Below are 14,657 nucleotides of genomic sequence, written 5' to 3' on the forward strand. Positions count from 1 at the left end.
GTAGGTTTTAGCATTTTACTTTTGACTGTACCGCTCAATACACTTATTTTCAGACTGTTTTAAAAATTCTATGTTATTTATATTATAGTATTTTTGTCTATATTTTTAAACATGTTTTGAAACTTTTTAATAAGTTTTCAATATATTTCATTGCGCTTTTTCGACTTTATATTTATTATTGGATTTTTGTCGACATTTTCCTCTAAAACTTTAGACGAATTTTACACAAAATACGACACACATATTTATGCAAGTTGTATATTTTTTATTTTTGATAAATATGATATTCTGTAAATGGTTTTATCAAACTGCTTATTTTCTAATAATTATACTTATTTTTTTATTATTAGACAATATTTTACAAATGATAAAATTCGAGTATATTTTACAATTTATCCATTTATAGAAGTTTCTAAAGGTTATGAATTGAAAATCCACAGTCACTTTGTTCATTTGTCTATTCAGACTTTGTACTTAAAAACGACAGAAAGGAGGTTAATTTATATTTTATCTCATTACTATATCAGGGGGTTAATATAATTGAATAAATTGTTAAATTTAAGCAAATAAGCCATACTCTGCTAGAGTTGGCAACTAGAGAGGTGTAAAATAATGATAAAGGGAAAAATAAAAACTATGATTAGTGTAATAGCAGCAATGGGGTTGCTTTGCACTTTTCCTAATGGCTCAGTCATAAATTCTAATGCCGCCAGTGATGTTACAACGGAGTCCTATACCTGGCAAAATGTTGAAATTGGCGGTGGTGGCTATGTTGTAAATGTGATTTTTAACGAAACTGAAAAGGATCTGATTTATGCAAGGACTGATATGGGGGGTGCATATCGGTTTAATCCTGAAACACAAAGATGGATCCCCTTAACTGACATGATTGGTTTTGATGACTGGAATAATTTAGGTTGTGACAGTATGGCTACTGACCCTGTGGACACGAATCGTGTTTATATTGCAGCAGGTACATATACCAATAATTGGACCGATGCAAATGGATGTATTTTACGTTCTACCGATAAGGGTGAAACCTGGGAAACTACTGAATTACCTTTTAAAGTAGGTGCCAATATGATGGGGCGCTCTATGGGTGAACGATTAGCAATAGATCCTAATAGCAACAATATCCTATATATGGGAACCCGCTCTGGAAATGGTTTGTGGAAAAGTACAGATTATGGAGTGACCTGGAATCAAGTAAGTTCCTTTACTGAAGTCGGTGATTTTGCTCCCACTAATGATAATTCTTCTTCCTATGACGATACATTAACTGGTGTGGTATGGGTTACATTTGATTCCTCCACCGGTAAATCAGGGAGTCCATCTCAGACTATTTATGTAGGTGTTGCCAATAAAGCAGCAGAGGGTGAGGAAGCTGAAAATACAGTATTTTGCAGTAAAGATGGAGGTGAAACCTGGAATGCTGTTGCAGGACAGCCAAAGGATGGTTATTTACCTCATCATGGGGTATTATCCTCCGATGGAATCCTTTATGTCACCTACAGTAATGGTGCAGGACCTTATGACGGTACAAAAGGTGATGTATGGAAATATGATACAAACACTGGAATATGGACTCAAATCAGCCCCGTTTCTTCTAGCAGTGAAGATAATTATTTTGGTTATGGAGGCATCAGTGTAGATGCACAAAATCCAGATACTCTATTGGTTACTACCCTAAATAGCTGGTGGCCGGATGCAAATATTTACCGTTCTACAGACGGTGGCACCACTTGGACTAGCCTATGGGAATGGAACGGTTACCCAACCAGAACTCTTCGCTATACCCAGGATATCTCAGCAACACCTTGGCTGACTTTTGGTATTGAAGCGGTTCCTCCTGAACCATCACCAAAGCTTGGCTGGATGATAGGCAATATTTCAATTGATCCATTTAATTCCGACCGTATGTTCTATAGTACCGGCGCAACAATCTATAGTGCCGATAATTTAACTGATTGGGACAATGGTGGAAAGGTAAATCTCACTGTAAAAACATTGGGAATAGAGCAAACGGCTGTTCTTTCACTGATTAGTCCTACCACTGGTACTGCTCATTTAGTCAGCGGTCTGGGCGATGTTACGGGTTTTGTTCACGAAGATTTAACTAAGGTTCCAGACATGATGATGATCCGACCATATTTTTCAAGTACGACTGGCATGGATTATGCTGAACTTACTCCAAATAAATATGTCAGAGTCGGCAATACCGATTCAGGTACAAATACAAGAATAGGTATTTCCTATGATACCGCAAAAAACTGGTTTTCCGGTTCTAATTGCTGGTCCTCCTCAAGTACTGACAGTACAGGCGGCGGTAATGTAGCTATGTCAGCAGACGGCGACACAATTGTATGGGCACCTACCAATCAGACTCCATGCTATTCAACAAATAATGCTAGCTCTTGGACTTCCTGCAAAGGTCTTCCAAATAATGCTGTCGTTGCATCAGACCGTGCTAATTCAAATAAATTCTATGCTGTATCAGGCGGAAGCTTTTATGTCAGCACAGATGGCGGCGCTACATTTACAACTACTGCTACGATTTTAAGTGCATCAAACGCTGGTACATTACATCTTAAAGCAATGCCGGGCATCGAAGGTGATATTTGGGTTGCCGGAGGTCATAACGACGCAGAATATGGACTTTGGCATTCCACTGATTCTGGAAAAACCTTTACTAAGCTTTCAAATGTAGAAAAAGCAGATGTAGTAGGATTTGGTAAGGCTGCACCTGGAAAAGATTATATGGCACTTTATGTTTCAGCACAAATCAATGGTGTCAGAGGAATCTTTCGTTCTGATGATGTTGGTGAAACTTGGGTAAGAATTAATGACGACCAACATCAATATGGTTCTACTAATTCAAGCATCACAGGAGATCCAAGAGTATACGGACGCGTTTATGTAGGAACTAATGGAAGAGGAATTGTCTACGGCGATACGAATGAGGAAACTGTTATACCTGATCCTGATCCTACTCCTGAAGTCAATTCAGCTACTCTTTCACCTGCTATCGCTGCTTTTGATAAAAATATTGATAAGCAGGAAGACATAACGGTGACAATAGAACTAAATGGCAATACACTTAATGCAATCAAAAACGGTTCAACTACATTAGTCAAGGATACTGATTATACATTTGAAGACAATACTGTAATAATTAAAAAAGAATATTTAACCCAACTAGCTACTGGGGCAACTAGTTTGATTTTTGAATTTAATGCGGGCGATAACGCTATACTTAAAGTTAATATCTCCGATTCCACTTCAACTTCAACTCCTGTAGTTCAGGGGGATTTGGAAATTCAAATGTTTAACAATAACACAAACGATTCTACTGTTTCTATTGCACCACAATTTAAAATTATTAATAATGGATCAGATTCCATTAAGCTTTCTGATTTAAAATTAAGATATTATTTTACAAAGGAGAATGCTTCTGATCAAAATTTCTGGTGTGACTGGTCAAATGTTGATTGTACTAATGTTATTGGTAAATTTGTAACTATGGAAGAACCAACTGAGACGGCCGATTGTTATCTTGAGATTAGCTTTTTAAGTTCTGCTGGCAGTCTCTCGAGTGGTGAATCGGCAGTGTTGCAGACAAGGTTTGCAAAATCAGATTGGAGTAATTATTCACAATCTAATGATTATTCATTTCTATCTTCAGCTACAAGCTTCACTCAGTGGACACAGGCAACAGCATACATTTCAGATAATCTTCAATGGGGAGTAGAACCCAAATAAATAACATAGAGCAAGGATTCTTAATTCAAAGAACCCCTTGCTCTATTTTTTCTTTTCATAGTAATATCCATAAATTTAAGCATATAATATAAAAAACAAAATGTTTGGTAGAAATGGAAATATACGTTGTAAAACCAAATGATACCCTTTATTCAATTTCTCGTAAATTCAATGTACCTTTAGATAAGCTCATTCTAGATAATGGTTTGCAATTTATGCAGCAATTAGTGCCCGGTCAAACCATCGTAATTGTGTCCCCTGCCAAAACTTATATCGTACAAGAAAAAGACACTCTAAATAGTGTATCTATGCAGTTTGGAATTTCACAAATGCAATTGTTTCGGAATAATCCTTTTCTTACTAGTACTCCACTTGCGCCCGGTATGGAACTTACAATTAGCTATAATACAACAGAAAAACTTACCACCTGTGGCTATATATACCCTTATATTGATAAGGATACATTAAGAAAAACTTTGCCCTCCCTTACTTACCTGACTATCTACAATTATCGGGCAATTAGCGAGGGGAAAATCATTACTTACTCTGATGACAGCGAGGTGATTCAGCTTGCGAAGGACTATGGTACCATACCTCTTATGCTTGGTACAACATTGTCTTTACAAGGAGAACCCGATACTGAAGCAGCTTACAGCCTTTTATTAAAAGAATCTTATCAAGATATCCTTATTGAAAACACAATAAACATTATTAAAGAAAAAGGCTACTTAGGTGCCAATATCGTTTTTAATTATATCAATCAAGGCAGTGTAGAAATATATCAAAATGTTATTCAAAAGCTTAAGACACAATTAGATAAGGATAATTTAATATTATTAGTAACCATCAATCCAAATACCAAATATATCAATAATGAATTAGCCTTTGATAAAATCAATTACGATACCATTAGCAAAATTATAAATAAAATCGTATTTCTCCAGTTTATCTGGGGAATAAATTACGGTCCCCCTTTGCCTGTTAATTCAATAACGAAAATTAAAACCTTTATTGACTATGTAGTAACCAATATACATCCTAAAGAGATTATGGTAGGACTTTCACTAGTTAGCTATAACTGGCAACTTCCTTATATTCCGGGAAGCTCTTATGCTAATTCCTTAAGTTTAAACTCTTCTCTTCGCTTAGCACAAGAAGAAAACGCTGTCATACAATTTGATGAGGTTTCCCAGTCTCCTTACTTTACCTATATTAATGGCGAAACTTCCGAACACATTGTATGGTCTGTCGATGCAAGAACGATCTCCTCTTTGAGTGATTTGATTACTCAGTATAATCTTCACGGTGCAGGATTTTGGAATCTTATGGTATATACAGAGCAATTATGGTTAGTTGTTAACTCCCAATATGAAATTAATAAATTTCTACCTAATATATTTGATTCCAATTAAAGTGATTTCTATAATAATCTCATTATTGCTTCGCATATAATATATCAAAACAAAGGTGACTATAATATGGAAATATATGTTGTACAACCAAACGATACCCTTTATTCAATTTCTCGTAAATTTAACATATCCTTAGATAAGATGATTCGGGACAATGAACTGGAATTTACGGAACAATTGGTACCTGGTCAAACCATTGTAATTGTGTATCCTGAAAAGACCTATATCACACAAAAAGGAGACTCAATAGAAAGTATTTCGAAGCAGTTTAACATCTCACAAATGCAATTGCTTCGAAATAATCCTTTTCTTTCTGATACTCCTATTATCCCCGGTACTGAATTAACAATCAGCTATAATACGTCAGGTAATATCGCAATAGGAGGCTACATTTATCCCTATATTGATAAGAACACTCTAAAAAAAACATTACCCGATCTCACCTATTTAACTGTTTATAACTATCGGGCAATCAATGAAGGAAAAATTATTTCTTATTGGGCGGATGAAGAAATTATACAGCTTGCAAAGGACTACGGTACCATCCCACTTATGATGTCTACCACTTTATCGGCTCAAGGTGAGCCAGATATTGAAACTGCTTACAGCATTTTATTAAATGAAGAATATCTTGTGGCTTATGTCAATAATACAATAAGAATTATTAAGGAAAAAGGATATTTAGGCACTAATATTGTTTTCAATTATATGAATCCAAACAGTCTTTATTTATATCTAAATCTGATTGAAAGGCTTAAAGTAGAGTTAGATAAAGATAACTTATTATTATTTGTAACTGTTAATCCAAACACGAGCTACGTAAATAATGAACTAACCTTTGATAAAATCGATTATAGTGTACTAAACACGAAAGTAAACGGTATTATATTTCTTCAGTTTATCTGGGGAACAAATTATGGTCCTCCCTTACCTGTTAATTCCATAGCAAAAATTAAATCCTTTATTGATTATGCAATTACCAATATAAGTTCCACAAGTATTGCAGTTGGCCTTTCTATCATTAGCTATGATTGGCAGCTTCCTTATATTCCAGGCAACTCTTATGCTAATTCTCTAAGCTTAAACTCTGCCTTGCGTTTGGCACAGGATAAGGGTGTCAGTATACAATTTGACGAAGTATCCCAATCACCCTTTTTTACTTATATTCAATTAGAAACATCAGAACATATTGTATGGTCAGTCGATGCAAGAACGATCTCCTCCTTGGTTGATTTAATCAATCAGTATAGTCTTCAAGGAGCAGGCCTTTGGAATCTCATGATATATACTGCACAATTATGGCTGATTATCAACTCTCAATTCGAAATTGAAAAGCTGATTCCAGACAAATTCAATTGATGTTATTGAAAAATATGTTGCACAAGCATCATATAAATTAAAGTACTACCACCAATGCTTAATAAAACATTATTTTTCCACTTATGTAATAGTATAATGCTTAATATGGCAAATATTTCAGGCACACCATGTGTACTGCTTAAAATGGAAACACTTTTCAAGCAATATACTACGAGTAATCCCATCATAGCTGGGGGCAGCACCTTACCTAAATACAAAATATATTTTGGTTTTTCTTTTCCTTCCGGAAAAAGGATAAAAGGAGTAAATCTTGTAATCATAGTGCCAATAGCAATTACAATAATGATAATAAGTGTTTGTATAGCTGTTAAATACATTCCTTCTTCCCCCTTAACATTAATATAATAAGAATTAAAATCATGGAAGGGATGACCAGATTATTTTTACCAAATAAAAAGAGACTGATGATGGTTGCAATTATACCAATTACTCCGGAAGCCCGATTCTCTCGTTTCTTCCATTGTTCAAGAAATAAAACAACAAATAAAGCAGTTAACACAAAATCAAGCCCTTTTGTATTAAAATTCACAACATTTCCTGCCAGTCCACCCAGAAAGGTTCCCAAAACCCAATAAAAATAATCTAGCGCTGAAATAGATAAATAGTAATACTTATGGTTAACATCACTTGGCGGTGCATCACTTGAAGCAATGGAAAATGTTTCGTCACAAAGTACATAAATTAAAAACATTCTGGCTCTACCTAAGCCCTTGTATTTTTCCAGCATGGAAATGCCATAAAATAAATGTCTGGCATTAACCATAATACTAAGGAAAAGTGCCTGAAGTGGATTAAATGCTGTAGTCAGTAGCGTGATTGCAACAAATTGCATACTGCCGCAAAATGCAACTGCACTCATGAGAACCGACCATAAAACACCATAGCCCTTTGACTGCATGAGTACACCATATGCCATACCTAATACCAGAAAACCTGTTAATACAGGTATCGTTTTTGGAAAGGCATATAAAAATGCTTTTTTCTTATCTTCATAATTTGTTTTTTCTTTCTCATAATCTATTTCAATCATTTTTAGCCTCTTTTCCCTTTATTAATGATTTCCTTTCATTATGATTCATACGTTGACAATGCTATTGCCGAATGATAAACTTATATAAGAATGAATTATATTAATTAAGACATTTTCATATTTTAATATCTGGCTAAAGCAATCATGCTTGCCCATAAAAATATGAATTGTTATTACAAAGGAGATCCCTATGTTAAATAAAAAAGCCATTCTTGTTGTAAGCTTTGGTACAAGCCATCTAGATACTTTGGATAAAAATATTAAAGCAATAGAAGACAGTATCCAGCATGCGTTCCCTGACTGTAAAATATATCGGGCTTTTACCAGTAAAGTGATTATTAAAAAGCTGAAATCTGTTTATAATCTTTCAGTAGATACCGTATCAAAAGCACTTGAACAAATCATAGCTGATGATATCAAAGAGCTGATTGTTCAGCCGACTCATATGATTCATGGTATAGAAAATGATAATATGATTCGAGATATTAATCAGGCAAAGGATCATTTTACATCAATCAAGCTAGGTAAACCGTTACTCTCTGATGCAACGGATTATATCAAAACAGTTCACATTATTTCAAAGTATTACAATCCCTCAAAAACAGAAGCCCTTGTATTAATGGGACACGGTACTGCACATTATGCCAATGCAACTTACCCTGCCCTAGACTATACCTTTAAGCAACAAGGCTTTTCAAATATTTTTGTAGGAACCGTGGAGGGTTATCCAGAACTTGATGACGTTATATCTTTAGTCCAAAATGAAAAATTATCTAAAATAATACTCTTACCTTTTATGCTGGTAGCCGGCGATCATGCCCAAAACGATATGGCAGGAAGCAAAGAGGATTCCTGGAAATCCCGTTTTCTAAAAGAAGGTTATAAGGTAGAGACAATAATAAAAGGACTTGGTGAGATGAAAGAAATCCGTGACATCTATATCGAACATATCAAAGATGCTACTAACTATTTATAAAGAATGTGCTTTGCACATTCTTTTTTAGTTCATAGGAAAGACCTTGTTGTGGTAACGTAAAAAGTTTGATACCAATGAAATAAAAACACAATGCGCACGAATGCAGGTGGAAAATGTCACTGCCTAACAGCATTCGGCGCAGCAAAGCGGTCAAGTCCCTCATGAGTGAGGGATTATTGTCCGCTTTGTTAATCCTTTGTAAAATACCGGTCTAATCCATTTGCAATACCAGTAGAAAGCTTATTTTGATAATCGTCTGTTGCCATTAAGGCATCCTCGGCTGGATTTGTCATAAATCCCATTTCAACAATTGTAACTGGAACATTACACCAATTAATACCGCTCATACTATCTGTTTCAGTGACTCCCTTACTTGCTGCTCCAGTCATTGCCACCATCTCCTCCAAAACCGCACCTGACAGCTTTTTACTCTGACTATAAAAAGCACTAACGTAAGGATTTGAGGCGGTCTGGCACATGGTTAAAATACCATTGACACTACTGTCTTGCGAACCATTAGCATGAATTCGAACAAATGCCTCTGCACCTGCATCATTTGCAATCTGCGCTCTTTGTGCATTGCTGATGTCAACATCATTTGTTTCTCGAATCATAACTACCTGATAGCCACGATTAATCAGCTCCTCTTTGAGCTTGAGAGCAACAGAAAGGGTCAATTGATATTCTGCCAGACCGCTTACGCATCCACTCGTTCCTGAAGCTACCTTTGCCTTAGTCTGCGATGCACCAGGGCCAATTGGTTCTTGCTCACTATTTCCCTTAGCCTGATGACCTGCATCTATTGCAACAATATGGCCACTTCCATTTCCATAATAAGAAGAGATACCTGACGTATCCGGTTCTTCTGTGGAAAGGTATTCACTTGCTATAAAGCATTCCTTATCTTCATATACCACCTTACTCCACTCGTCTGATATCCCAATTCTTTGTACGGCTTTGTATTTTGTAAGCATTCCCAAACTTTCACTATCCGTATTTGGAGCTGTTCTTATATTTACATTTGAAGTGGCGTATACTTTTTCATCTACTTGGGTAAACGAAACTTCTTCATCCAAAATCTCGCTTGTATTATTCGTCTCAGCTTCATTGCTTTCGCCTGCCTCATTACTTTCCTGCTTCGTAATCACATCGTTACTATTCCCCTGATTTTCATTTAATGAATCCGTACTTTGTGAATTGGTATGATCCGTTACTGCACTATCCTGATCATCTGTTTCATTAGCATTTTTATTCTGGCTGCTATCTGCCTGTTTATTGGAAGAAGCACACCCAAGCATACCCACAGATAGACACAGCACCAATAATATAGTTATAATTTTTCTCATGTTATCGTTCCTCATCAAGCATATACAATAACGCATTGCAAATAGCTGCTGCTACATTACTTCCTCCCTTACGTCCTCTGGCCACAATATATGGTACCTCCAGACTCATGATTAACTCCTTAGACTGTACTACATTCACAAAGCCGACCGGAACCCCTATAATAAGCGCTGGATTAATCTTCATTTCCTGTATCAGCTCATACAAGCGAATTAAAGCAGTTGGCGCATTACCTATTGCAAAAATCAGTTCCCTATCAAGAAGCGCTGCTTTGTCCATGCTAGCAGTTGCCCTTGTACTTTTATTCTCTTTTGCTTTTGCTGCCACATCCTCATCAGACATAAAACAATATACTTCCCCGCCAAATTTAGCCAGAGATTTTTTATTGATACCTGCTTTTCCCATTTGTGTATCTGTTACTATACAAGCACCTCTCTTAATAGCCTCCAGACTCTTCTTTACCACCTGTTCTGAAAACATAAGGGTTTTTGCATATTCAAAGTCAGCCGATGTATGTATGACACGTTTGATGATGGAAGCTTTCTCATCCTCTGCAATCTGTCCATTTAACTCTTTGGTAATTATTTCAAAACTTCTCTTTTCAATGTCTTTTGGAAGCACATTCTCCAATTCTATCTTCATCTTTTAAAGTCCTTCCTCTAATATTTGATAAATTGCTTTCATATCAAGGTTCTCTCTTAAGCCATCTGCCAATGCATCATACTGTTTTTCTTTATATTCCTCATAATCAACTGATTTAATATCTTCCTCTTTTAGCCCCAGCTTAATACCAAGAGACAGAATTAGTTTCCTTGTTACCTCTTCCTCATCAAATATCCCATGAATATAAGAGCCATAAATATTATTTAGGTACGCTCCGTCCCATTTGTATTTTTCAAAATGATCCTCTTGGCTGGTACTTATTTCTTTAATCCTTGTTAAAGGCCTTACCTGACTGTTAAGCATAGTTGTAACACCCATATGAATTTCATAACCTTTTAATTTGACATCGGATAAATGACTTAGCTGTGCATCTATTGTTTCAAAGCTTCCAAGTACTCTTGTTCTTGTTTTCCTCTCTTCAAACACAGTTTTGATAGGCAACAGACCCATGCCTTTCATGTCGCCGCCTGACTCTACTGCATAAGGATCACTCAATTCCTCTCCAAGCATTTGATAGCCGCCGCATACTCCAAATATTATGGTTTCATTTGAAGCAGCCTTTAATATAGCGGCCTCCAAACCATTTTGTCTCATCCACAAAAGGTCACCCATGGTATTTTTGGTACCGGGTATGATAATCATGTCTGGCTTTTGAAGCTCATGAACCTTTTCAACAAATCGAACTGATATGCCTTCTATGCGCTCTATGGAATTGAAATCAGTAAAATTAGAAATTCGAGGCAATTTAATAACTACAATGTCGATTGCTGCAGCCTTTTTTGTCTGCTGAAAACGTTCCGTTAAGCTATCCTCATCTTCAATATCTATATACATATACGGAATCACTCCAACAACAGGAATATTTGTCTTTTCTTCTAACATCGTTAATCCGGGCATAAGAATACTTTTGTCACCGCGGAATTTATTAATGATGGTACCCTTTACCATTTTTCTTTCATCTTCTTCTAAAAGGCTGACGGTTCCTACAAGCTGTGCAAATACTCCGCCCCGGTCTATATCCCCTGCTATCAGTACAGGTGCATTGGCAAGCTTTGCCATCCCCATATTTACAATATCCTCACTCTTAAGGTTAATCTCCGCAGGACTGCCTGCACCTTCGATTACTATGATATCAAATTCATCACTAAGTGACTGATAAGCCTTTAAAATGTCCGGTATCAGCTTTTTCTTATATTTAAAGTAATCGACGGCACTCATATTGCCGATCACCTCACCATTGACAATTACCTGTGAACCAACATCGTTAGTAGGCTTTAACAAGATGGGATTCATCAAAACACTGGGAGCTATTTTAGCTGCCTCTGCCTGCATCACCTGTGCCCGTCCCATTTCCAAACCATCACTTGTAATGTAAGAGTTCAGTGCCATGTTTTGTGATTTAAAGGGTGCTGTCTTATAACCATCTTGCTTAAATATTCTGCATAAACCAGCTACAATCAGACTTTTGCCTGCATTTGACATGGTTCCTTGTATCATGATTGCTTTTGCCATTGTTATCTCCTAACTTTTTCTTAGCTGTGTAAAGACTCTAAAAACTTTTCGTTTTCCTCATGTGTTTTTACTGCGATTCTATAATATCCTTCTTCTAAACCCCTGTAATTACTGCAATCTCTAATTAATATCTGATTTAAAAGACACTTCTCAAAAAGCCCCTTTTCTCCTCTGAAAAAAATGTAATTTGCTTTTGAACCGTACACTTGATAGCCTGACTGCTTTAATTGTGTAATTAAAAATTCTCTTTCCTGAGTAATTAATTCCATCGTCTTTGTAACATACTCTGTCTCCTCTAAAGCTGCGAGTCCTGCCTCCTGGGCCAGCACAGATACATTCCAAGGCTGAGTCGACTTTTCAATCAACTCTCGTATACGCATATTGCTCATTGCACCAAATCCAAGTCTTATACCTGGCATTGCATATAGCTTTGTAAACGCATTGAGCACAATTAAATTATCATAATTTGCAACTTCCTGCATAACGCTTTCCGCTTCCGGATTTTCTAAGAAGCTGTTAAAGCATTCATCCACTATCAAAATAATATTATGTTTATGGCATTTTTCTATTATCTGCATTAACAAAGGTTTTTGAATTATTTCACCTGTTGGATTATTCGGATTGCAAAGAAATATCATATCGTAATCCGAAGTAATACAATTCAGAAAATTTTTATTTAATTGAAAATGTTGATCTTCTTTCAAATTGTAATAAAAAATTTTAGAACCGCCTGCCCTTAGTGACTGCTCATATTCAACAAAAGTTGGTGCCAGAATCAGAGCTTTCCTTGGCTTTAATGCTACGCTTATCGCAAAGATCAAATCAGCCGCTCCATTTCCGCAGATAAGATAGTCCTTTTTGATGCTATATTTAAATGCTAACTTTTCCCGCAATGCTTCACAATTAATATCCGGATAATGAACAGTCTTATCAATACAGTCCATTAAAGCAATTTTAACTCCCCTTGGTAATCCTAGAGGATTGATATTTGCTGAAAAATCAATTACATTTTTATGCTTATAAATATCTCCGCCGTGTTCGTTTATCATGATAACTCCTTTATAAATATGTAATAACTAAAATAAATGCCTTAAAACTTGATAATAGAATTAGACTTAAGAATGCGGTCGCATACATTAACATATTCGCTCTCTTAATATCAATTGGCTCAATCTCTCTAATATTATCTCCAATTGTCTTTTTTTCAAACAGTTTACCAAAATAGTACGCATTTCCCGCAAGTACCACGTTTAATGCTCCCGCACAAACCGCTTCTGTTTGCGCTGAATTGGGACTTGCATGATTATATCTGTCTCGTTTAAAGATTTTCCAGGCGTTTTTTCCATCCAAACCGCACATGAATGAAGCAATTACCATGAAAATTCCACTGATTCTGGCAGGTATAAAATTCAAGATATCATCTAGTTTCGCACTGATTCTTCCGAAATAAAGGTATTCCTCGTTTTTATATCCTACCATAGAATCTAACGTATTAACAGCCTTATATAAAAATCCAAGAGTTGGTCCTCCTATCAGCATATAAATAAGCGGTGCAATCACTCCATCCGTAGTATTCTCGGCCACTGTCTCTATCGTTGCCTTAATAATGCCATCCTGAGTCAAAGAGGAAGTATCCCGTCCGACAATCATAGAAACTGCGTATCTGGCTTTCTCTATATCACCCGTCTGAAATGCCTGATATACTTTCATACTCTCATCATGAAGTGACCTTGCCGCAAATATCTGATAGCACATGACCGTTTCCAGTGCAAATCCAAGGTAAAAATGAAGTCGATAGCTGATAAATAACAAGACGAATGGCATTATTATCGATAAAACAATAACACAAAAAGCAAGAACTGCTCCACCAACCAACTCACCTGTCTGACTTTTAGGAAATAACTTTCGTATTCTTTTTCTTAAAAAGCTAATTAGATTACCAATCGCACAAATCGGATGCCAGCTTCCAAAGGGATCTCCAATCAGCAAATCTAAAAAAAAGCCTAATATCACTGGTAACATAGACTTCCTCCGTCAATTTCCAATAAGTAACCTTCACAATTTTTAACCATATATTCAAATTTATCCATTTTTTCTACTCTAAACTGAGATGCTATCGACATAATTGTTCCGCCATGAGCTACTATTGCAATACTCTCGCACTGGTTCTCCACCGCATCCCGAATAATAAAGCGAAAAGCATTTTTCACCCTACAGTCAACTTCCTCTAAATTTTCTCCGTTTGGAAATCCGGATGCACCTTTGGTGTCAATCCATTTTTGATAATCTACATTGCCATTTAGTTCCTCATAATTTTTATACTCAAAATCACCAAAATCGGTTTCTCGAAGCGCGGGAATAATTGCCCTATATATATTAGGATACAAAATTTCTGCTGTTTCCACACATCTTAACAAAGGACTTGTATAGACCTTATCTACTGTTGTCAGCTTCTTTGATTTAGCCAATTTAATACCTTCTTCGCATAAATGTTCATCGGTACTGCCAACATACCTTTTCTCCAAATTTCCTTTTGTTATTGAATGTCTTACTAAGTAAACCTTTATCATTCAAACCTCTC

General features: G+C 36.1%; 12 protein-coding genes. 4 read left to right on the forward strand and 8 right to left on the reverse strand.

The annotated features are described in order from the left end of the window. Positions 1-612 precede the first annotated feature (612 nt). The 3 genes from C8E03_RS02130 to C8E03_RS02140 all read left to right on the forward strand — a co-directional run bounded on the left by C8E03_RS02130 (position 613) and on the right by C8E03_RS02140 (position 6,530). Positions 613-3,759, forward strand: coding sequence for a X2-like carbohydrate binding domain-containing protein (locus C8E03_RS02130; RefSeq protein WP_110290157.1), 3,147 nt, complete (start codon positions 613-615; stop codon positions 3,757-3,759). Between the two features lie 113 nt (positions 3,760-3,872). After that, complete coding sequence (locus C8E03_RS02135; RefSeq protein WP_110290158.1) at positions 3,873-5,171, forward strand: LysM peptidoglycan-binding domain-containing protein; 1,299 nt, start codon at positions 3,873-3,875, stop codon at positions 5,169-5,171. A gap of 66 nt (positions 5,172-5,237) precedes the next feature. Then, positions 5,238-6,530, forward strand: a complete 1,293-nt coding sequence (locus tag C8E03_RS02140) for a LysM peptidoglycan-binding domain-containing protein (RefSeq protein WP_110290159.1) — start codon at positions 5,238-5,240, stop codon at positions 6,528-6,530. A gap of 2 nt (positions 6,531-6,532) precedes the next feature. Here the strand turns inward: C8E03_RS02140 and C8E03_RS02145 are convergent, their stop codons facing one another. Both C8E03_RS02145 and C8E03_RS02150 read right to left on the reverse strand, forming a co-directional pair. After that, on the reverse strand, positions 6,533-6,868 hold the full coding sequence (locus C8E03_RS02145; RefSeq protein WP_110290160.1) for a branched-chain amino acid transporter permease: 336 nt from the start codon (positions 6,866-6,868) through the stop codon (positions 6,533-6,535). Continuing rightward, complete coding sequence (locus tag C8E03_RS02150; protein ID WP_110290161.1) at positions 6,859-7,581, reverse strand: AzlC family ABC transporter permease; 723 nt, start codon at positions 7,579-7,581, stop codon at positions 6,859-6,861. Before C8E03_RS02150 ends, C8E03_RS02145 begins: the two co-directional genes overlap by 10 nt. A 190-nt stretch (positions 7,582-7,771) precedes the next feature. Between C8E03_RS02150 and C8E03_RS02155 the strand changes: the two genes are divergently transcribed. Beyond that, entirely contained in the window at positions 7,772-8,557 is a 786-nt protein-coding gene (locus C8E03_RS02155; RefSeq protein ID WP_094375644.1) for a sirohydrochlorin cobaltochelatase, read from the forward strand. Between the two features lie 188 nt (positions 8,558-8,745). On the opposite strand, the gene C8E03_RS02160 is transcribed toward C8E03_RS02155, so the two are convergent. Genes C8E03_RS02160 through C8E03_RS02185 form a run of 6 tightly spaced genes read right to left on the reverse strand, consistent with a single transcriptional unit; the run spans position 8,746 to position 14,646 of the window. After that, positions 8,746-9,903: an N-acetylmuramoyl-L-alanine amidase gene (locus C8E03_RS02160; protein WP_242993343.1), complete on the reverse strand. Its 1,158-nt coding sequence runs from the start codon at positions 9,901-9,903 to the stop codon at positions 8,746-8,748. A gap of 1 nt (position 9,904) precedes the next feature. Continuing rightward, on the reverse strand, positions 9,905-10,543 hold the full coding sequence (locus C8E03_RS02165; RefSeq protein ID WP_094375643.1) for a precorrin-8X methylmutase: 639 nt from the start codon (positions 10,541-10,543) through the stop codon (positions 9,905-9,907). 3 nt (positions 10,544-10,546) lie between these two features. Then, positions 10,547-12,076 carry a cobyric acid synthase gene (locus C8E03_RS02170; RefSeq protein ID WP_094375642.1) on the reverse strand — a complete coding sequence of 510 codons (1,530 nt, stop codon included), beginning with the start codon at positions 12,074-12,076 and terminating at the stop codon, positions 10,547-10,549. Between the two features lie 20 nt (positions 12,077-12,096). After that, positions 12,097-13,125 (reverse strand): pyridoxal phosphate-dependent aminotransferase, encoded by a 1,029-nt coding sequence (locus C8E03_RS02175; RefSeq protein ID WP_094375641.1) that lies wholly within the window; start codon positions 13,123-13,125, stop codon positions 12,097-12,099. 10 nt (positions 13,126-13,135) lie between these two features. Then, a complete protein-coding gene (gene cbiB, locus C8E03_RS02180) occupies positions 13,136-14,098 on the reverse strand; it encodes an adenosylcobinamide-phosphate synthase CbiB (RefSeq protein ID WP_094375640.1) in 963 nt (320 codons plus the stop codon). Beyond that, positions 14,086-14,646, reverse strand: a complete 561-nt coding sequence (locus C8E03_RS02185; protein WP_094375639.1) for a histidine phosphatase family protein — start codon at positions 14,644-14,646, stop codon at positions 14,086-14,088. Before C8E03_RS02185 ends, cbiB begins: the two co-directional genes overlap by 13 nt. Between the last annotated feature and the right edge of the window lie 11 nt (positions 14,647-14,657).

Origin of the sequence: Lachnotalea glycerini (genome assembly GCF_003201285.1) — a bacterium.
GTDB lineage: Bacteria > Bacillota > Clostridia > Lachnospirales > Lachnospiraceae > Lachnotalea > Lachnotalea glycerini.